Origin of the sequence: Pseudomonas sp. MPDS, assembly GCF_013283895.1 — a bacterium.
Lineage (GTDB): Bacteria > Pseudomonadota > Gammaproteobacteria > Pseudomonadales > Pseudomonadaceae > Aquipseudomonas > Aquipseudomonas rhizophila.
In genome coordinates this window covers 5,213,663-5,233,834 of record NZ_CP054128.1, presented here as the reverse complement: position 1 = coordinate 5,233,834, position 20,172 = coordinate 5,213,663, and the positions used below count along the sequence as shown (strand labels likewise).

Below are 20,172 nucleotides of genomic sequence, written 5' to 3'. Positions count from 1 at the left end.
GGATCGCGCATGTTTGAAAACCTAACCGACCGTCTCTCGCAGACGCTGCGCCATGTCACCGGCAAGGCGAAGCTGACCGAGGACAATATCAAAGACACCCTGCGCGAAGTGCGCATGGCGTTGCTCGAAGCCGACGTCGCCCTGCCGGTGGTCAAGGACTTCGTCAATTCGGTCAAGGAACGCGCCGTCGGCGCCGAGGTGTCGCGCAGCCTGACGCCGGGCCAGGCGTTCGTGAAGATCGTCCAGGCCGAACTCGAAAGCCTGATGGGCGCCGCCAACGAAGACCTGAACCTGAGCGCCGTGCCGCCAGCGGTGGTGCTGATGGCCGGCCTGCAGGGCGCGGGCAAGACCACCACGGCCGGCAAGCTGGCGCGCTTCCTTAAAGAGCGCAAGAAGAAGTCGGTGATGGTGGTGTCCGCGGACATCTATCGCCCGGCGGCGATCAAACAGCTCGAAACCCTGGCCAACGACATCGGCGTGACGTTCTTCCCGTCCGACCTGAGCCAGAAGCCGGTGGACATCGCCCAGGCGGCTATTAAAGAAGCAAAACTGAAATTCATCGACGTGGTCATCGTCGATACCGCCGGTCGCCTGCACATCGACGAAGAGATGATGGGCGAGATCAAGGCGTTGCATGCCGCGATCAACCCGGTGGAAACCCTGTTCGTGGTCGATGCCATGACCGGCCAGGACGCGGCCAACACCGCCAAGGCGTTCGGTGATGCGCTGCCGCTGACCGGCGTGATCCTGACCAAGGTCGACGGTGATGCCCGTGGCGGTGCCGCGCTGTCGGTCCGTGCCATCACTGGCAAGCCGATCAAGTTCATCGGTATGGGCGAGAAGAGCGAAGCGCTCGAGCCGTTCCATCCCGAGCGTATTGCCTCGCGGATCCTCGGCATGGGCGACGTGCTCAGCCTCATCGAGCAGGCCGAGCAGACCCTCGACAAGGACAAGGCCGACAAACTGGCCAAGAAGCTGAAGAAGGGCAAGGGCTTCGACCTCGAAGACTTCCGCGATCAGCTGCAACAAATGAAGAACATGGGCGGCCTCGGCGGCCTCATGGACAAACTGCCGAGCATCGGGGGCGTGAACCTGGCGCAGATGGGCAATGCCCAGGGCGCGGCTGAAAAGCAGTTCAAGCAGATGGAAGCCATCATCAACTCCATGACCCCGGCCGAGCGCCGCGACCCTGAGCTGATCAGCGGTTCGCGCAAACGCCGCATCGCTATGGGGTCCGGTACCCAGGTGCAGGACATCGGTCGCTTGATCAAGCAGCACAAGCAGATGCAGAAGATGATGAAGAAATTCTCCGCCAAGGGCGGGATGGCCAAGATGATGCGCGGCATGGGCGGTATGTTGCCCGGCGGCGGCATGCCGAAAATGTAAAGAATCTGCGCCGGCTGTCATGCCGGCGTTGCCCCGCACGGATGCGGGGATCTCCAGCAAACCCGTGCTGCACGGGAGCTGACCTGCCGTTTTTCATGACGGCTCTATGGCAAATCTTGATCGCATGGCGCCAGGCGCCGGAAAAAGACATTTGCAAAAGTCCGGATATTCCTTAGAATATGCGGCCTTTCGGGCACCTATGCCCGCTGTGCATTTAGATTTGCAGCACCGACTACAGGAACGATGTTCACATGCTAACAATCCGTCTTGCCCTTGGCGGCTCCAAAAAGCGCCCGTTTTACCACCTGACCGTAACCGACAGCCGCAACCCGCGTGACGGTTCCCACAAGGAGCAGGTTGGTTTCTTCAACCCTGTTGCCCGTGGTCAGGAAGTTCGTCTGTCCGTGAACCAAGAGCGCGTAGCCTACTGGCTGAGCGTTGGTGCACAACCTTCTGAGCGTGTTGCTCAGTTGTTGAAGGAATCGGCTAAGGCTGCGGCCTGAGCAATATGAACGCGACGCCAAAAGATGCTGATGATTTGATCGTTGTCGGCAAAATCTATTCTGTTCATGGCGTTCGCGGCGAAGTGAAGGTGTATTCCTTTACTGATCCGATCAAAAACCTGTTGGACTACAAAACCTGGACGCTCAAGCGCGAAGGTAGCGTGAAACAGGTTAAGCTGGTCAGCGGACGTGGGAACGACAAGTTCCTGGTCGCAAAGCTCAAGGATCTCGATGATCGTGAAGAAGCGCGTCTTCTGGCCGGTTTTGAGATCTGCGTGCCACGCAACCTGTTCCCTGAACTGACCGACGGCGAGTACTACTGGTACCAGCTGGTGGGTCTGAAGGTCATCGACCACCTCGGGCAATTGCTCGGGAAAATCGATCACCTGCTCGAGACCGGTTCGAACGATGTCATGGTGGTCAAGCCTTGCGTCGGCAGCCTGGATGATCGCGAACGCCTGTTGCCCTATACCGAGCAATGCGTGTTGGCCGTCGACCTTGCAGCAGGCGAGATGAAGGTGGAATGGGATGCGGATTTCTAAACGTGGCTAATTTGCGCGTTGAAGTCATCACGTTGTTTCCCGAGATGTTTTCCGCCATCAGCGAGTACGGCATAACCAGCCGCGCGGTGAAACAGGAGCTGTTGCAGCTTACCTGTTGGAATCCGCGGGACTACACCACGGATCGGCATCACACTGTGGACGATCGCCCGTTTGGCGGTGGTCCGGGCATGGTGATGAAGATCAAGCCCCTGGAAGACGCTCTGGTTCAGGCCAGAACCGCAGCCGGGGAGGGCGCGAAGGTGATTTACCTGTCGCCCCAAGGCCGTCAGCTGACTCAGTCGGCGGTACGCGAGCTGGCAAATTCGGATGCATTGATCTTGATTGCCGGCCGTTATGAAGGCATTGACGAGCGTTTTATTGAAGCTCATGTCGATGAAGAGTGGTCGATTGGCGACTATGTACTGTCTGGCGGCGAGCTGCCGGCGATGGTCCTGATCGATGCGGTTACACGACTGCTGCCTGGAGCTTTAGGGCATGCAGATTCCGCCGAGGAAGATTCCTTTACGGATGGTCTGCTGGATTGCCCGCACTACACCCGACCGGAGGTGTATGCGGATCAGCGTGTTCCCGACGTGTTGCTAAGTGGCAACCACGCGCACATCCGGCGTTGGCGTTTACAGCAGTCCCTTGGTCGGACCTATGAACGACGCGCCGATCTTCTGGAAAGCCGCTCGCTTTCTGGAGAAGAGAAGAAGCTGCTCGAGGAATATATCCGCGAGCGGGACGATAGTTCACAACGTATCGATGGTAAGTCCGACGACTTGCCTTAGGAGCACAGCATGACTAACAAAATCATTCTTGCACTCGAAGCAGAGCAGATGACCAAAGAAATCCCTACCTTTGCCCCGGGCGACACCATTGTCGTTCAGGTGAAAGTGAAGGAAGGCGACCGTTCGCGTCTGCAAGCGTTCGAAGGCGTTGTTATCGCCAAGCGTAACCGCGGCGTAAACAGTGCATTCACCGTTCGTAAAATCTCCAACGGTGTTGGCGTAGAGCGTACTTTCCAGACCTACAGCCCGCAAATCGACAGCATGGCTGTCAAGCGTCGCGGTGACGTACGTAAAGCCAAGCTGTACTACCTGCGTGACCTGTCCGGTAAAGCAGCTCGCATCAAGGAAAAACTGGCTTAAGTCCAGCTTCCGATGCAAAAAAAGCAGCCTGCGGGCTGCTTTTTTGTTGCCTGCGATTTGGTCTTTGAGCACCCTGCATCTCATCATTTCCATTTCGATGCCGCGTACGCACGCATCCCTCATGAGTTTTTATGCCAGCCATTGATCACCCGCTGATAGACCAGTTTCTCGACGCCCTATGGCTGGAGAAGGGGCTGTCCGACAACACCCGCGATGCCTATCGCAGCGACTTGGCGCTGTTCAATGGCTGGTTGCAGGAACAAGGCCTGGAGCTGGCCAATGCCGGGCGAGAGTTGATCCTCGATCACCTGGCGTGGCGTCTGGAGCAGAACTACAAGCCGCGCTCGACCGCACGGTTTCTCTCGGGTTTGCGTGGGTTTTATCGTTATTTGCTGCGGGAAAAGCTGATTGCGGTGGATCCGACCTTGCGCGTGGAGATGCCGCAGCTGGGGCGACCGTTACCCAAGTCCCTGTCCGAAGCCGATGTAGAGGCGCTGCTGGCGGCGCCGGATCTCAGCGAAGCCATCGGTCAGCGCGACCGGGCCATGCTGGAGGTTTTGTACGCGTGCGGCCTGCGGGTCACCGAGCTGATCAGTCTCACGCTGGAGCAGGTCAACCTGCGTCAAGGCGTGCTGCGGGTGATGGGCAAAGGCAGCAAGGAGCGTCTGGTGCCGATGGGCGAAGAGGCAATCGTCTGGGTCGAGCGCTACATGCGCGATGCGCGTCATGAACTGCTGGGCGGGCGTCCCAGTGACGTGCTGTTTCCCAGCCTGCGCGGCGAGCAGATGACTCGCCAGACCTTCTGGCACCGCATCAAGCACCAGGCCAAGGTGGCTGGGATCGGCAAGTCACTGTCCCCACACACCTTGCGCCATGCCTTCGCCACGCACCTGCTCAACCACGGCGCCGACTTGCGTGTGGTGCAGATGCTGCTGGGCCACAGCGACCTGTCCACCACTCAGATCTACACCCACGTCGCTCGGGCGCGGTTGCAGGATCTGCACGCCAAGCATCACCCCCGAGGCTGAATGAAGATCCCTGGATTGATGAGTACCCGATAGCCCATGTGGGAGCGAGCCTGCTCGCGATGACGGTGGCGCATTCAAAATCAATGCAAGCTCACCCACCGCTATCGCGAGCAGGCTCGCTCCCACAGGGAGTTGTGGTGAGCGCCAGATATGTGAACCCACGCCAGCACACAGAAAAAAGGCATCTATATGCCTTGTATCACCGGCATTCGGCCATGCGGGCCTTATGTGGTAGGCTTTGCCGGTTTGCACAGTGGGCGGTTGGAACCCGAATCTGCCGGTCGGCGTTCCCCGTCCCATTTGTCCGTCTCAGGAGCTCCCATGCGTTTGATCCAGATGTTCACCGCCGCCGCCATTGCGTTGGCCAGTACTGTTGCCATCGCCGACGACGCGGCCGACAAGGCTATCCGCAAGAGCCTGGAAAACCTTCAGATGGAGGTGCCGATCGAAACCATCACCGCCAGCCCCATGTCCGGCCTGTATGAAGTCAAGCTCCAGGGCAGCCGCGTGCTCTACGCCAGCGCCGACGGTCAGTACATCGTCCAGGGCAACCTGTTCGAGCTCAAGGGTGGCAAGCCGGTCAACCTCACCGAGAAGACCGAGCGCCAGGGCATTTCCAAGCTGATCAACGGTATTCCTGTTGCCGAAACCGTGGTTTACCCGGCGGTCGGCGAAACCAAGTCCCACATCACCGTTTTCACCGACACCACCTGCCCGTATTGCCACAAGCTGCACGCCGAAGTGCCGGAGCTGAACAAGCGCGGCATCGAAGTGCGCTATGTGGCGTTTCCGCGCCAGGGCCTGGGTTCACCGGGTGATGAGCAGTTGCAGGCGGTCTGGTGCTCCAAGGACAAAAAAGCGGCCATGGACAAGATGGTCGATGGCAAGGAAATCAAGGCCGCCAAGTGCGAAAACCCGGTTTCCAAGCAGTTCGCCCTCGGTCAGTCCATCGGTGTGAACGGTACGCCGGCCATCGTTTTGGCGGACGGCCAGGTGATTCCGGGCTACCAGCCGGCGCCACAAGTCGCCAAACTGGCCCTTGGTGCCAAATGATCATGGGCAGTGCGTTTATGAAGATCACGGCTCGGCGAAAACCTTCGTCGGGCCGTTAAACACAAAGTCGCGTTGCTGCGCGGCTGTATTTCACGGCCGACCTTGCGTCGGCCGTTTCATGGGGAGTCAAGAGTGAATCCGGTCAAAGTAGGCATCTGTGGGTTAGGTACCGTCGGTGGCGGCACCTTCAACGTACTTCAGCGCAACGCCGAGGAAATTGCTCGTCGTGCCGGGCGTGGAATCGAAGTGGCACAAATTGCCATGCGCACGCCAAAGCCTCAGTTCCAGACGACCGGTATTGCGATTACCAACGATGTCTTCGAAGTGGCCACGAACCCTGAGATCGACATCGTCATAGAGCTGATGGGCGGCTATACCGTTGCCCGCGAGCTGGTACTCAAGGCCATCGAGAATGGCAAGCATGTGGTCACCGCGAACAAGGCGCTTATCGCTGTTCACGGTAATGAGATTTTCGCCAAGGCGCGGGAAAAGGGCGTGATCGTTGCGTTCGAAGCCGCCGTGGCCGGTGGCATTCCGGTGATCAAGGCGATTCGTGAAGGCCTTTCGGCCAACCGCATCAACTGGGTCGCCGGGATCATCAACGGCACCGGGAACTTCATTCTCACCGAGATGCGCGAAAAGGGTCGCACCTTCGAAGACGTGCTCGCCGAGGCCCAGGCCCTGGGTTACGCAGAAGCCGATCCGACCTTTGACGTGGAAGGCATCGACGCGGCGCACAAGCTGACGATCCTGGCGTCTATCGCCTTTGGTATTCCGCTGCAATTCGACAAGGCATACACCGAAGGCATCACCAAGCTGACCACCGCTGACGTGAACTACGCTGAAGCCTTGGGCTACCGCATCAAGCACCTGGGCGTAGCCCGTAGCACGGCCAGTGGCATTGAGCTGCGCGTGCACCCGACCTTGATCCCGGCCGATCGCCTGATCGCCAACGTCAACGGCGTGATGAACGCTGTGATGGTCAACGGCGACGCCGCAGGCTCCACGCTGTTCTACGGTGCTGGCGCCGGCATGGAACCGACCGCTTCCTCGGTGGTGGCCGACCTGGTGGATGTGGTGCGTGCGATGACCTCCGACCCGGAGAACCGTGTGCCGCACCTGGCTTTCCAGCCGGACTCGCTGTCGGATCATCCGATTCTTCCGATCGAAGCATGCGAAAGTGCCTACTACCTGCGTATCCAGGCCAAGGACCACCCAGGGGTACTGGCTCAGGTGGCGAGCATCCTTTCGGAGCGCGGCATCAACATCGAGTCGATCATGCAGAAGGAAGTCGAGGAACACGATGGCCTGGTGCCGATGATCCTGCTGACCCACCGAGTGGTCGAGCAGCGCATCAACGACGCGATCACCGCGTTGGAGGCTCTCCAGGGCGTCGTCGGGCCGGTGGTCCGTATCCGCGTCGAACACTTGAACTGAAGCAGCTACAAGCGACGAGCTGCACGCTACAAGTTAAAAGCAACCCCGCTTTACTTGTAGCTTTCAGCTCGTAGCTTGCAGCTCAAACCAAAGGTTTGCTCCTATGCGCTATATCAGCACCCGCGGCCAGGCACCGGCCCTGAATTTCGAAGATGTCCTGCTGGCCGGCCTGGCCACGGACGGCGGCCTCTATGTGCCGGAAAACCTGCCGCGTTTCACCCAGGAAGAGATCGCCTCCTGGGCCGGCTTGCCGTATCACGAGCTGGCCTTCCGGGTCATGCGCCCGTTTGTCACCGGCAGCATCCCGGACGCCGACTTCAAGAAAATCCTGGAAGAGACCTATGGCGTCTTTTCCCACAACGCCATCGCGCCGTTGCGTCAGCTCAACGGTAACGAATGGGTGATGGAGCTGTTCCACGGCCCGACCCTGGCTTTCAAGGACTTCGCCCTGCAATTGCTCGGTCGTCTGCTGGACTACGTGCTGCAAAAGCGTGGCGAGCGTGTCGTGATTGTCGGTGCCACTTCCGGCGATACCGGTTCGGCCGCCATCGAAGGCTGCAAGCATTGCGAGAACGTCGACATCTTCATCCTGCACCCGCACAACCGTGTCTCGGAAGTGCAGCGTCGGCAGATGACGACGATTTTCGGCGATAACATCCATAACATCGCCATCGAAGGCAACTTCGATGACTGCCAGGAAATGGTCAAGGCCAGTTTTGCCGACCAGAGCTTCCTCAAAGGTACGCGGCTGGTCGCAGTGAACTCGATCAACTGGGCGCGGATCATGGCCCAGATCGTTTATTACTTCCACGCGGCCCTGCAACTGGGCGGCCCGGCCCGTTCGGTATCGTTCTCGGTGCCTACGGGTAACTTCGGCGATATCTTTGCCGGTTATCTGGCGCGCAACATGGGGCTGCCGATCAACCAGTTGATCGTCGCCACCAACCGCAACGACATCCTGCACCGCTTCATGAGCGGCAACCAGTACGTCAAGGAAACCCTGCACGCTACGCTGTCGCCGTCCATGGACATCATGGTGTCGTCGAACTTCGAGCGCTTGCTGTTCGACCTGCACGGTCGCAATGGCGCGGCAATTGCCGGCCTGATGGACAGCTTCCGGCAGGGCGGTGGTTTCAGCGTCGAGCCTGAGCGCTGGACCGAAGCGCGCAAGCTGTTTGACTCCCTGGCGGTGGATGATGCGCAAACCTGCGAGACCATTGCCGAGGTGTTCGAGCAGAGCGGTGAATTGCTCGATCCACATACGGCCATCGGTGTGAGAGCCGCTCGTGAGTGCCGTCGCAGTCTGGACATTCCGATGGTGATCCTGGGCACTGCTCATCCGGTCAAGTTTCCGGAAGCGGTGGAGAAGGCCGGTGTAGGAAAAGCGCTCGAACTACCCGCACATCTTTCTGATTTGTTTGAGCGAGATGAGCGTTGCACCGTGTTGCCCAATGACTTGAAAGCCGTGCAGGCCTTTGTCAGTCAGCATGGCAACCGCGGCAAGCCTCTCTGAGCGCTGAAACCTGTCACATTTTGAAGCCCGTCTCCTGACGGGCTTTCTTGTTTCTGCATGCCAAACTGATCGGGTTTTCGCCATTGGAGGGACGGGCGAGTAATCTCGAAGGATATGCAGATGTTGTTTTTTATCAGACGCAAACCAGCCCTGGGCTGGATGATGGGCCTGGTCCTGGTGTTTTGGACACTGGGGGTGGACGCCGCACAGTTGGCGACCTACGAAACGCCACCGTTCGGCCCCGGCGAACGGTTGGTGCTGGATCCGCAGGAATTGAAATGGATCGAGCAAAACCCGCAGGTCATCGTGGCCTCGATGCAGTTTCCGTTGTACCTGTTCAAGAATGAGCATGGGCAGTGGAACGGCCTGAACAACGACATTCTCCAGCGTATTGCGCGCATGACAGGCCTTGAGTTTGTGCATCGGGAGTCGTTCTCCCCTGAACAATTGCTGGCGATGCTGGAAAACGCAGAGGCCGACATGACGACCACGCTGGCGATGAACGACGAACGCAGGGATTTTCTGAGCTTCAGCCACGCCTTTGGCGGTTCCGGCTGGGTATTCGTCGGGCGCGACGGGGAGTCCGTCCCCGATTCGCTGGAGCAGCTCAATGGCAAGATCCTGGCATTGCCGGCACGGCATGCATTGGAGGCGCAGATCCGGCGCGACTACCCGGCCATCGAGTTGCGCACGGTCAAGACTTACGGGGAAGCGAGGGCCCTGGTGGAGAGCCGGGAGGCCCACGCCACCATTGAAAACGAAACCGGGGTGCACCTTTATCCGGCGGGACAGTTGCGTGTAGGAAGAAGTCTGGAGGGCAAGTGGGAACCGGATTATCTGGCTGTACGTCAGGATCTGCTCCCATTGCTGAGTATTCTGAACAAGGCGCTGGAAGCTTTTCCGGCCGAAGAAATGCGGGCGCTGCGTTCCAAATGGATGGCCGGTATCGCCCCTGGCCAGGCGCCATCGGTCTGGTTGCGGATTTCCCGCTGGGGTTATTGGTGTGTGACGGTGGTCGTGTTGTTCGCTCTGCTGTCCCTGCTCTGGAACCGCCGCCTGCAGATACAAATCGACCAGCGCCTCAAGGCCGAGGCTGTCCTCAATGATCAGTTGATGCTCCAGAGGGCCTTGATGGATGCCATTCCCGATCCGATCTTCATTCGTGACCTGGAAGGGCGCCTGATCATGTGCAACAAGAGTTACGAAGAGCAGTTCGCGACGCGCTTTGAAAAGTTGCGGGGGACCCGGCTGACGGATTCCGCGGTGTTCCCGCCGGCGACTGCCGAGCTGCTGCATGGAGAGGTCATGGAGCAACTGCGAACCGGCCAGTCCCGGTTCGTCGATCGTCAACTGATGTTCAGGAGTGGATTACGCAAAATCTATCATTGGTCGGTGCCTTTTTATGGGGCCGATGGGCAGTTGCGCGGTTTGCTGGGAGGCTGGATCGATGTCGGGCGCCGGTGGAACCGCGCTGAGCCATTGCTGGCTTGATGCAGGCTGCTCGTGAGGAAATTTCTTCAAGCGGTAGCTGTTGTTTGCCTGTCATATTGGACGCGCATGCTCGGTTCAACGGCTTCGAGGTGTACCGGCTCGGTATGCGAACGAACTTTCTGCTGCGGCCCACGGTCATTTACCGTGAACAAGCAGTTGTTTTCGGACTATTGAAGGGTGAGCGAATGGAAAGTATCAGCCTATTGCTGGGTGAGGCTTTGAGCCCGTATCAGGTGACGCTGACTCCCTCTGGCGCCAGGGGCGAGTGTCTGGTAACGCTGAAGAATGCCTCCGGGGCCATCATGGTCGAACGTATGTTCAACCAAGCGCAATTGACCGACAGACGCCAACTGACGGACGTGGTCGATGGCCTGCACCGCGACGTGCTGATTGCCGAGGGCCGGCTTGAGCCCTGTGTGATCGCGGCGCTGCGTAATCTGGCACGTGACAAGGTGATGGTTCTCCCAAATTGAACACTATTTCGTGGGAACCTTCCTACGTCCTGATGAGTCAGACCCTTTACCAGCAAGATCAAGCATTGTGCTCCGGTGCTTGTCGCTTGTTGTACGGACCTGAATGGTCGCGTTTAACCCCGAGTTGTCTCCCCACTTCTCGGGGTTTCTTTTTGCCCGGCGTTTAAGGTTTTAGCGTGCTCTGGCGCTGAGCGATGCCGCTCCCACAGTTGATCTTCAGTGGCCACAGACTTTCGTTCACCGCATCAAATGGCGCCGTCGATGCGCAGTTGGGCGATCTGCTGTGCATCATAGCCAAGCTCGCCTAGCACTTGGGCATTGTGCTCACCCAGCGTCGGTCCCACCCATTCAGAGGTGCCCGGTGTGTCGGAGAGTTTCGGTACGATGCCCGGCATCTTGAACGCCTTGCCGTCCGGCAGCTTGGCCTGGAGAAACATTTCCCGGGCCAGGAACTGCGGATCGCTGAACATATCTTCGGCGCTGAAAATCCGGCTGGCCGGCACTCCCGCCTGGTTCAAGTGCTCGATAACGGTATCGAGCGGGAGTGAATTGACCCAGCGATCAATGACCCCGTACAGCTCATCGCGGCGGCTGTCGCGCCCGTCATTGCTGGCCAGTTGTGGGTCATTGGCCAGATCCTCACGGCCGATGACCTGCATGAAGCGCTTGAAGATCGCGTCGCCGTTGGCGCCAATCTGCACGTGCTTGCCATCGGCACTGGTGTGGATCGACGACGGGGTGATGCCGGGCATGATGTTGCCGGTGCGCTCACGGATGAAACCGAACACATCGAACTCCGGCACCATGCTTTCCATCATGGCGAAAATCGCCTCGTACAGCGCCACATCCACCACTTGCCCGGTTCCGCCGTTGACCTCGCGATGACGCAGCGCCATCAGTGCGCCAATCACGCCCCAGAGGGCGGCAATCGAATCGCCGATGGATATGCCGGTGCGCACCGGTGGCCGGTCTTCGAACCCGGTGATGTAACGCAGGCCGCCCATGGACTCGCCCACTGCGCCAAACCCGGGCTGATCTTTCATCGGCCCGGTCTGACCGAAGCCCGAGAGCCGCACCATGACCAGCTTCGGGTTCAGCGCATGCAATACATCCCAGCCCAGGCCGAGCTTTTCCAACACGCCGGGGCGAAAGTTCTCGATCAGGATGTCGGCTTCGCCGATCAGCTTTTTCAGAATCGCCAGACCTTCGGGGTGCTTGAGGTTCAGGGTCAGGGATTTCTTGTTCCGCGCCTGGACGAACCACCACAAGGACGTGCCTTCATACAGCTTGCGCCATTTACGTAACGGGTCGCCGCCATCGGGCGATTCGACCTTGATCACCTCGGCACCGAATTCACCGCAGATCCGCGAGGCAAAAGGTCCGGCGATCAAGGTGCCGAGTTCGATGACTTTGACGCCCGCAAGGGGTTTGGCAGTAAGCGACATGACGGATCCTGTAGAACAAAGGCAGAACGAAAGAGCGTTTTATCATAGGCCGGCGTCAGTCGCCGCAGGTTGATGGTCGGCAATTCGTGGAATGCCCGCCTCATCGGTTAGACTTGCCGCCTTTCCTCGTATCAAGAAGCCCGTTCATGGCCCAGCCGTCCACGACCTATAAGTTTGAACTGAACCTCACCGACCTCGATCGCAGTGTGTACGAGAACGTGAAGCAGACCATCGCCCGTCATCCTTCGGAAACCGAAGAACGCATGACCGTGCGCCTGTTGGCCTACGCTTTCTGGTACAACGAGCTGCTGGCATTTGGCCGAGGTCTGTCGGATGTCGATGAACCTGCGCTGTGGGAAAAAAGCCTGGATGACCGTGTGCTGCACTGGATCGAAGTGGGCCAGCCCGACGCCGACCGCCTGACCTGGTGCTCGCGCCGCACCGAACGCACCAGCCTGCTGGCCTACGGCAGCCTGCGAGTCTGGGAAGGCAAGGTGATCCCGGCGGTAAAGAACCTCAAGAACGTCAACATCGCCGCCGTGCCCCAGGAAGTGCTGGAGACGCTCGCTAAGGATATGCCCCGCGTGATCAAGTGGGATGTGATGATCAGCGAGGGGACGATTTTCGTGACCGATGATCGCGGCCAGCATGAAGTCCAATTGCAATGGTTGCTGGGTGAGCGCGGCTGAGCCATTGACCCGGTATTGAGTGAGCCCTTGTGGGAGCGGGCTTGCTCGCGAAGGCGGCAGATCAGTTTGCATTGATGTTGAATGTGCCGCCGCTTTCGCGAGCAAGCCCGCTCCCACCCAAGCTTTCCTTGCCACAACCTTCACGATTTCCAGAGAAAACTTTGTCACCCCATGCGCATAGAACCCCGCCAGCTACCCGACACCCTGCCATTCCTCGGTGACCTGCCACCCCTGTTGACGCGCCTGTATGCGGCCCGTGGCGTGCAGTCCGAGGCTGAACTGGACAAGAGCCTGGCGCGCTTGATTCCTTATCAGCAACTCAAGGGTATCGACGCGGCCGTGGATCTGTTGGTGGTGGCGCTGGAGCAGCGCCAGCGCATCCTGATCGTCGGCGACTTCGATGCCGACGGGGCGACAGCCAGCACGGTGGGCATGTTGGGCCTGCGTTTGCTCGGTGCGGCCCATGTCGATTATCTGGTACCCAATCGCTTCGAGTATGGCTACGGACTGACCCCGGAAATTGTCGAGGTCGCCCTGACCCGTGAGCCGCAGTTGCTGATCACCGTGGACAACGGCATTTCCAGTGTCGAAGGTGTGGCAGCGGCGAAAGCGGCGGGGCTCAAGGTGCTGGTTACCGACCACCATTTGCCGGGCCTCGAACTGCCGGCGGCGGATGCCATCGTCAACCCGAACCAGCCGGGCTGTGAGTTCCCGAGCAAGGCATTGGCCGGTGTCGGTGTGATCTTTTATGTGCTGATGGCCTTGCGGGCGCGTCTGCGCAGCCTGGGCCGGTATGCCAGCAGCCCCCAGCCAAACATCGGCGAACTGCTGGATCTGGTGGCACTGGGCAGCGTGGCGGATGTGGTGCCTCTGGACGCCAACAACCGGATCCTGGTGCATCAGGGCCTGGAACGCATTCGTGCAGGGCGCGCCCGACCCGGCATCAAGGCGATCCTGGAAGTGGCCAGGCGCGATCATTCTCGTATCACTTCCACGGACCTCGGGTTTATCCTCGGCCCGCGCCTGAACGCAGCCGGGCGTCTGGACGACATGAGCCTGGGCATCGAATGCCTGCTCACTGACGATCCGGCCTTGGCGCGGGAGATGGCGGCGCAACTGGACGGCATGAACCAGGATCGCAAATCCATCGAACAGGGCATGCAGCGTGAAGCGCTGGCCCAGCTCAAGGACTTGCCGCTGGAGTCCATGCCGTTCGGTCTATGTCTGTTCGATCCTCAGTGGCACCAGGGCGTTATCGGGATCCTCGCCTCGCGGATGAAGGAGCGGTATTTCCGCCCAACCATTGCTTTTGCCGATGCCGGAGACGGCCTGCTCAAGGGCTCGGGGCGCTCGGTGCCGGGTTTTCATATTCGTGATGCCCTGAGTGTGGTGGCGGCGCAACATCCAACGCTGATCAGCAAGTATGGCGGCCACGCCATGGCGGCGGGCCTGACGTTGGCGCAAGAGAATTTTCCACTGTTCGCCGAGGCGTTCGACGCTGAAGTGCGCCGCCAATTGCGCGAAGAAGACCTGACCGGACGCCTGTTGTCGGACGGCACCCTGGCGGTGGAAGAGTTCCACCTGGAGCTGGCTCGGGCGCTGCGTCACGCCGGGCCCTGGGGGCAGCATTTCCCGGAGCCGATGTTTCACGGTGTGTTCCAGTTGGTCGAACAGCGCGTGGTGGGCGAACGGCACCTCAAGGTCGTCCTCAAAAGCGAATGCGGCTCGGTGAAACTCGACGGTATCGCCTTCGGCATCGACCGCGATATCTGGCCAAACCCCACTGTGCGCTGGGTGGAACTGGCCTACAAACTCGACCTCAACGAGTTTCGCGGCCAGGAAACGGTGCAGTTGATGATTGCCCATATCGAACCGCGGTAGACACGCCGCCATCTTGCGTTCGTACTCTGTGGCGAGGGAGCTTGCTCCCGCTGGACGCGCCAGCGTCCCCTTGCGATGTGATGGCTGCAATGCCGGGGCTGCTTCGCAGCCCAGCGGGAGCAAGCTCCCTCGCCACAGGGGTACACCATTGCGTCACACCGTCGATTTTTAAGTTCTGAACCCTCCCGCCTCCCAGGTTGTCGACTAGGCTCTAAGCACTGCTTGATAGCCCTTGTGACGTCTTGTCGGATTTCTTTGCCCGCGGGGGCGGGTGTTGCACCTTTTGTCACTCGTCGACTTTTCAAACAGAACCCTGGAGCCTGCCCACTGATTCGAGAGGTGCCCCATGAGTCTGCTGCTGGAACCCTATACCCTTCGCCAATTGACCCTGCCCAATCGCATCGCGGTGTCGCCGATGTGCCAGTACTCGAGCGCCGATGGCCTGGCCAATGACTGGCACCTGGTACACCTCGGCAGCCGCGCCGTGGGCGGTGCCGGCCTGGTGTTCACCGAAGCCACTGCCGTCACTGCCGACGGCCGCATTACTGATCAGGACCTGGGGTTGTGGAACGATGAACAGATCGGCCCCCTGCAACGCATCACCCGCTTCATCACCGCCCAAGGGGCCGTGCCCGGCATTCAACTGGCCCACGCCGGACGCAAGGCCAGCACCTGGCGACCCTGGCTCGGTAAGCATGGCAGCGTAAAACCGGAGGAGGGCGGCTGGGTTCCGGTCGGCCCGTCGCCGATTGCCTTCGATCCGCAGCACACCCAGCCGATCCAACTGGACGAGGGGCAGATTGCCGGTGTCATCCAGGCGTTCGTGGAGGCGGCCAAACGTAGCCTGACGGCCGGATTCAAAGTCGTGGAAGTCCACGCAGCCCACGGCTATCTGCTGCATCAATTCCTGTCTCCCTTGAGCAATCAGCGGCGCGATCAATACGGCGGCTCGTTCGAGAATCGCATCCGGCTGGTGCTGCAGGTGACCGAAGCGGTCCGGGCGGTATGGCCTGAGGAATTGCCGGTGTTCGTGCGCGTATCAGCCACCGACTGGGTCGAGGATGGCTGGAACCCGGATGAAACCGTGGAGCTGGCGCGGCGATTCAGGGCGCTGGGGGTGGACCTGATCGATGTGTCATCGGGCGGCACCGCTGTGAATGCGGAAATTCCCACCGGTCCGGGGTATCAGACGCGCTTTGCCGAACGGGTGCGCAAGGAGTCGGAAATCGCCACCGGCACTGTCGGCATGATTACCGAACCGGCCCAGGCCGAGCACATCTTGCGGACCTGCCAGGCCGACATCATTTTCCTGGCCCGCGAACTGTTGCGTGATCCGTACTGGGCGTTGCATGCCGATGATGACCTGGGGGGCCGCAAGGCCACGTGGCCAGCGCAGTATCAGAGAGCCACGCATCGGGACCAGCCGATTCATGAGTCGGATTTGCGCGATTAAGGGTTAGCTTGAAACAAAAAGCCCCGGTCGTTTTGGCCGGGGCTTTTGTTTATTTGGCTGGATGGTACGGCGTCTGTACGTGCCTCATCGCGAGCAGGCTCGCTCCCACAGTGGATTGGTGTTGTTCACAGAATTTGTGATCCACACCCCACCCTGTGGGAGCGAGCCTGCTCGCGATGGCGTCATCCCTGACGCGCAAGGATCAAGGGTATTTACGCTTATCCGGCGCCGGCGGGAAGTACTGGTACAGCCAGGTCTCGCTCAAGGTCCGGTCATTGGTGCGCAGGAACAGGCGCATCTCCACCGGGTCCACGCGGTCGTCGGTCGGGTACCAGTCGAAGGTGATGCGGTAACCCTTGATCGCATCGAGCACCAGCACGTTGAAGTCCTTCACCTCGCCGTGGGAGCAGGTCACTACCGGTTCGATACCGGTGCCAGGGGGGAGCTGGTCGAGGCCGCCGCCGTTGAAGTCCACGGCAAAACGTCGGGCCCAGACGGTGGGGTAGTGCTCGCCCGGTGCCCAGCCTTCGATGAAGCCGCCCATGCCTGAACGGGTCGCGTTGACCTGGGCCAGCTCGGTGCTCACCGGTGGCAAGGCGCTCCAATAGAGCTTGTAGCCGTAGTTCAGCGATTCACCGGCAGCGACCGGCTTCTTCGGCGTCCAGAATGCGACGATGTTGTCCAGGGTTTCACCGGTCGTAGGAATTTCCAGCAGATCGACCGAGCCTTCGCCCCAGGCCGTTGTCGGTTCGACCCACAGGCTCGGGCGCTTGCTGTACCAGTCCACGGTGTCCTGGTAGCTGGCGAAGTCGTGATCGGTCTGCACCAGGCCGAAGCCTTTGGGGTTGTTGTCGGCGAAGGCGTTGAACTGCAGGGTGGCGGGGTTGTTCAGCGGGCGACAAACCCACTCGCCATTGCCGCGCCACATCGCCAGCCGGTCGGAATCGTGAATTTGCGGGTGGATGGTGTCGCACATGCGCCGCTCAACGGTGCCGCAGCTGAACATGCTGGTCATCGGCGCGATGCCCAATTGCTCGATGGCGGTACGGGCATTGATGTGCGCATCGATTTCCATCACGACGCGGGTGGGCTGACAATCGATGTCAAAACGATAGGCGCCGGTGGCGCTGGGCGAGTCGAGCAGGGCGTAGACCACGAAACGGGTACTGTTCTTGTCCGGGATTTCGAACCAGAACTTGGTGAAGTCCGGGAATTCCTCACGCTTCTTGGCGTAAGTGTCGATGGCCAGGCCCCGGGCCGATAATCCGTACTGGCCGGTGTTGTCCACGGCGCGGAAATAACTGGCCCCCAGAAACGAAACGATATCGTGCCGGTCCAGCTCCGGCGCCTTGAACACCCTGAACCCTGAGAAGCCCAGGTCACCGGTCAACTGCGAAGTGTTGACCGTGGTTTTCTCATAGTTGAACAACTCCGGGCGGAAGTGCACTTCACGGGCCATGCGGGTCTTGGCATCGACACTGTACATGCGCACCGGTTGCTTGAAGCCCATGCCGACGTGGAAAAACTGCACGTCCAGTTGACCGTCCAGCTCCTTCCACAGCGAGTGGTTGGCGTCGTAGCGGATGGCGTTGAATTGCAGCGGGGACATCATCGCCAGTGTCGGCGGCAAAACTTGCTTGGTGTCGACGTAACGGCTCTTGGCCAGTTCCCGGGCCTGTTCTTTCAACCCATTGAAATCGAAAGGACGGGCCTCGCCGTCGGCGGTCCGGTCAGCAGCCCAGGCGCGTGCGGCCATAAGCCCTGAGGCCGAAAGCCCGGTGTAGGCAGCGAAAGCCATGGACGCCTTGAGCAGATTCCTGCGGTGCATAAATACAACCTTTCTGGAAACAATCCCGAGCCTTTCCTGGCAACAGAGACTGGTAAAGAAGTTCGGACATGCCTTTGGCCAAACGCGACGGACGTTAGAACAGATACCTGAGAGCTGGATCGGTTCACCGAGGCGCAAAATCATAGGGGATACGTGGCACGGGAGAGAGAGGAAAGCGTGGTTTAGTTAAATTTCCTTACAGATATTTCCTTTTTTAACGGGTAACTCTGCATTTTTTGACTAATTACTCTAAAACTCCCTGTTCACGGTGTGAATCCTCCCTATCCTTTAGCGTGATAGAGGTTGAACCCGCGGATTCAGCAGGTGCTATCGGTCAATTCGACGTACAGAAGGACAAGGCTCAATGACAAAAATACAGGGCATCACCCAATTGCTGGGGATCCTTCCATGCTTGACGAGCGCGCGCCGGACCCGGCCGCTCAGCATGGACGAACTAAGACTGGTGGAACGCTATCGCGAACTGTCGGAAAACGACCGGATCGCCATGCGTTGCCTGATGGATGCGATGCGCAGTGTTTCGAGGTTTTGAATGAGTGCGGATCTGCTCGTAGAGAGCTCGGATTGCGCTTTTATCCATCTTTCTGGTTTCACATCAGCCAGTAGGAGGCGGGAAAAATAACGTGCTGGCCGATTTTTTTATCGGTGCCCATGCGGCTGTGAATGGCCTGCCTTTGCTCACTCGTGATGCCAAACGCTACCGAAGTTATTTTCCCTCAGTGGCGTTGGTAGTGCCGTCATGACACTTGAACCGCCACGACCAGACTCTGCCGTCCGGCCGTGGTAGTCGTTCTTTGGTTCAATGCTTGAACATCACATGCCGCACTACTGTGTAGTCCTCCAGTCCATACATCGACATGTCCTTGCCATAACCGGAACGTTTCTGACCGCCATGGGGCATTTCGCTGACGAGCATGAAGTGGGTGTTCACCCAGGTGCAGCCATATTGCAGGCGTGCCGCCAAGCGATGGGCGCGGCCGATGTCGGCGGTCCAGACTGAAGACGCCAGGCCGTAGTCCGAGTCGTTGGCCCAGGCCAGCACCTGCGCTTCGTCGATGAACGGTGTGACGGACACCACCGGCCCAAAAACCTCGCGGCGCACGATTTCGTCGTCCTGCTGGGCGTCGGCCAATACCGTTGGTTCAAAGAAGAATCCGTTGCCGTCCACGGCCTTGCCACCGGTAATCAGGCGAATATGCGACTGGGCGATGGCCCGTTCGACAAAGCCGGCCACGCGGTCGCGGTGCTGGGCTGTGATCAGCGGACCCATCTCGGTGTCCGGGGCGGTTTGCAGACCGTATTTGATGCTGGCCACCGCCGCACCGAGTTTCTCGACGAACCTGTCGTAGATGCCTTGTTGGGCGTAAATGCGGCAGGCAGCGGTGCAGTCCTGGCCGGCATTGTAGAAACCGAAGGTGCGGATGCCTTCCACGGCTGCGTCAATGTCGGCATCGTCGAAAATGATCACCGGGGCCTTGCCGCCCAGTTCCATGTGGGTGCGCTTGACGCTGTCGGCGGTGCTGGAAATGATGTTCGCGCCTGTGGCGATGGAGCCGGTCAGCGAAACCATGCGCACCTTTGCGTGAGTGACCAACGGTTGCCCGACCGTCTGACCACGACCGAACAGCACGTTGAGCACGCCTGCTGGGAAGATATCCGACGCCAGTTCCGCCAGGCGCAACGCCGTCAGTGGGGTCTGCTCCGAGGGTTTGAGCACTACGGTGTTACCGGCGGCCAGGGCTGGGGCGATTTTCCAGGCGACCATCATCAACGGGTAATTCCACGGCGCGATGGAGGCGATCACGCCCACAGGATCGCGGCGGATCATCGACGTGTGCCCCGGCAGGTATTCGCCACCCGCCGAGCCGCTCATGCAACGGCTGGCGCCGGCAAAGAAACGGAACACGTCGGCAATTGCCGGGATCTCGTCGTTCAGCACGGCGTTCAAAGGTTTGCCGCAATTGTCCGATTCGAGCCTGGCCAGTTCTTCGCCGTGGGCTTCGATGGTGTCGGCCAGCTTGAGCAGGAGCAGGGAGCGGTCCTTGGGCGACACCTGGGACCAGCTTTGGAAGGCACTGTCGGCCGCGCGCACGGCGGCATCGACCTGAGCTTCGCTGGCTTCGTTGATTTCCACCAGCACCCGGCCCAGCGCGGGGTTGAACACGGCCTGGCCGGGCCCGTCGCCGTTCACCAGGTGACCATTGATCAGCAGTTTGGTTTGCATGTCCAAGCCCTCGTCAAAGCTGTTTTTGCTGCGGTTTTTCAGTTGATTCGAGTCTAT

At 59.7% G+C, this 20,172-nt stretch carries 18 protein-coding genes; 15 read left to right on the top strand and 3 right to left on the bottom strand.

The window, feature by feature from the left end:
• Positions 1-9 precede the first annotated feature (9 nt).
• From ffh to HQ912_RS23195, 11 genes are all read left to right on the top strand, one after another.
• The gene (gene ffh / locus HQ912_RS23245) at positions 10-1,386 is read left to right on the top strand and encodes a signal recognition particle protein (RefSeq protein WP_047227501.1); all 1,377 of its coding nucleotides are present in this window, start codon (positions 10-12) and stop codon (positions 1,384-1,386) included.
• A 251-nt stretch (positions 1,387-1,637) separates the two neighbouring features.
• Positions 1,638-1,889, top strand: coding sequence for a 30S ribosomal protein S16 (rpsP, locus tag HQ912_RS23240; RefSeq protein ID WP_003198088.1), 252 nt, complete (start codon positions 1,638-1,640; stop codon positions 1,887-1,889).
• A 5-nt stretch (positions 1,890-1,894) separates the two neighbouring features.
• Complete coding sequence (gene rimM, locus HQ912_RS23235; RefSeq protein WP_173407354.1) at positions 1,895-2,431, top strand: ribosome maturation factor RimM; 537 nt, start codon at positions 1,895-1,897, stop codon at positions 2,429-2,431.
• Positions 2,413-3,222, top strand: coding sequence for a tRNA (guanosine(37)-N1)-methyltransferase TrmD (gene trmD, locus HQ912_RS23230; RefSeq protein WP_171061421.1), 810 nt, complete (start codon positions 2,413-2,415; stop codon positions 3,220-3,222). Before rimM ends, trmD begins: the two co-directional genes overlap by 19 nt.
• Before the next feature lie 9 nt (positions 3,223-3,231).
• The gene (rplS, locus tag HQ912_RS23225; protein ID WP_003175895.1) at positions 3,232-3,582 is read left to right on the top strand and encodes a 50S ribosomal protein L19; all 351 of its coding nucleotides are present in this window, start codon (positions 3,232-3,234) and stop codon (positions 3,580-3,582) included.
• Positions 3,583-3,713: 131 nt separating this feature from the next.
• Complete coding sequence (xerD, locus tag HQ912_RS23220) at positions 3,714-4,610, top strand: site-specific tyrosine recombinase XerD (protein WP_047227504.1); 897 nt, start codon at positions 3,714-3,716, stop codon at positions 4,608-4,610.
• 321 nt (positions 4,611-4,931) lie between these two features.
• Complete coding sequence (gene dsbC, locus HQ912_RS23215; protein ID WP_092402674.1) at positions 4,932-5,663, top strand: bifunctional protein-disulfide isomerase/oxidoreductase DsbC; 732 nt, start codon at positions 4,932-4,934, stop codon at positions 5,661-5,663.
• Positions 5,664-5,795: 132 nt separating this feature from the next.
• Positions 5,796-7,100, top strand: coding sequence for a homoserine dehydrogenase (locus HQ912_RS23210; protein ID WP_047227506.1), 1,305 nt, complete (start codon positions 5,796-5,798; stop codon positions 7,098-7,100).
• A 103-nt stretch (positions 7,101-7,203) separates the two neighbouring features.
• Positions 7,204-8,613, top strand: coding sequence for a threonine synthase (gene thrC, locus HQ912_RS23205; RefSeq protein ID WP_047227507.1), 1,410 nt, complete (start codon positions 7,204-7,206; stop codon positions 8,611-8,613).
• Between the two features lie 120 nt (positions 8,614-8,733).
• The gene (locus HQ912_RS23200) at positions 8,734-10,104 is read left to right on the top strand and encodes a transporter substrate-binding domain-containing protein (RefSeq protein ID WP_076386214.1); all 1,371 of its coding nucleotides are present in this window, start codon (positions 8,734-8,736) and stop codon (positions 10,102-10,104) included.
• A gap of 185 nt (positions 10,105-10,289) precedes the next feature.
• Positions 10,290-10,577, top strand: coding sequence for a DUF3509 domain-containing protein (locus tag HQ912_RS23195; protein ID WP_173407563.1), 288 nt, complete (start codon positions 10,290-10,292; stop codon positions 10,575-10,577).
• A 245-nt stretch (positions 10,578-10,822) separates the two neighbouring features.
• On the opposite strand, the gene HQ912_RS23190 is transcribed toward HQ912_RS23195, so the two are convergent.
• Positions 10,823-12,022 (bottom strand): CaiB/BaiF CoA transferase family protein, encoded by a 1,200-nt coding sequence (locus tag HQ912_RS23190; RefSeq protein ID WP_047227510.1) that lies wholly within the window; start codon positions 12,020-12,022, stop codon positions 10,823-10,825.
• Between the two features lie 146 nt (positions 12,023-12,168).
• Between HQ912_RS23190 and HQ912_RS23185 the strand changes: the two genes are divergently transcribed.
• The 3 genes from HQ912_RS23185 to HQ912_RS23175 all read left to right on the top strand — a co-directional run bounded on the left by HQ912_RS23185 (position 12,169) and on the right by HQ912_RS23175 (position 16,045).
• Positions 12,169-12,711, top strand: a complete 543-nt coding sequence (locus HQ912_RS23185) for a YaeQ family protein (RefSeq protein WP_047227511.1) — start codon at positions 12,169-12,171, stop codon at positions 12,709-12,711.
• Between the two features lie 171 nt (positions 12,712-12,882).
• Entirely contained in the window at positions 12,883-14,592 is a 1,710-nt protein-coding gene (gene recJ, locus HQ912_RS23180) for a single-stranded-DNA-specific exonuclease RecJ (RefSeq protein WP_107321549.1), read from the top strand.
• A 346-nt stretch (positions 14,593-14,938) separates the two neighbouring features.
• The gene (locus HQ912_RS23175) at positions 14,939-16,045 is read left to right on the top strand and encodes an NADH:flavin oxidoreductase/NADH oxidase (protein ID WP_047227513.1); all 1,107 of its coding nucleotides are present in this window, start codon (positions 14,939-14,941) and stop codon (positions 16,043-16,045) included.
• A gap of 202 nt (positions 16,046-16,247) precedes the next feature.
• On the opposite strand, the gene HQ912_RS23170 is transcribed toward HQ912_RS23175, so the two are convergent.
• Positions 16,248-17,873 carry a glucan biosynthesis protein D gene (locus HQ912_RS23170; protein WP_047227514.1) on the bottom strand — a complete coding sequence of 542 codons (1,626 nt, stop codon included), beginning with the start codon at positions 17,871-17,873 and terminating at the stop codon, positions 16,248-16,250.
• 364 nt (positions 17,874-18,237) lie between these two features.
• On the opposite strand from HQ912_RS23170, the gene HQ912_RS23165 reads away from it, so the two are divergent.
• A complete protein-coding gene (locus tag HQ912_RS23165; RefSeq protein ID WP_047227515.1) occupies positions 18,238-18,423 on the top strand; it encodes a hypothetical protein in 186 nt (61 codons plus the stop codon).
• A gap of 267 nt (positions 18,424-18,690) precedes the next feature.
• Here HQ912_RS23165 and HQ912_RS23160 read toward each other — a convergent pair whose 3' ends face one another.
• Positions 18,691-20,115 (bottom strand): gamma-aminobutyraldehyde dehydrogenase, encoded by a 1,425-nt coding sequence (locus HQ912_RS23160; RefSeq protein WP_173407353.1) that lies wholly within the window; start codon positions 20,113-20,115, stop codon positions 18,691-18,693.
• Positions 20,116-20,172: the final 57 nt, after the last annotated feature.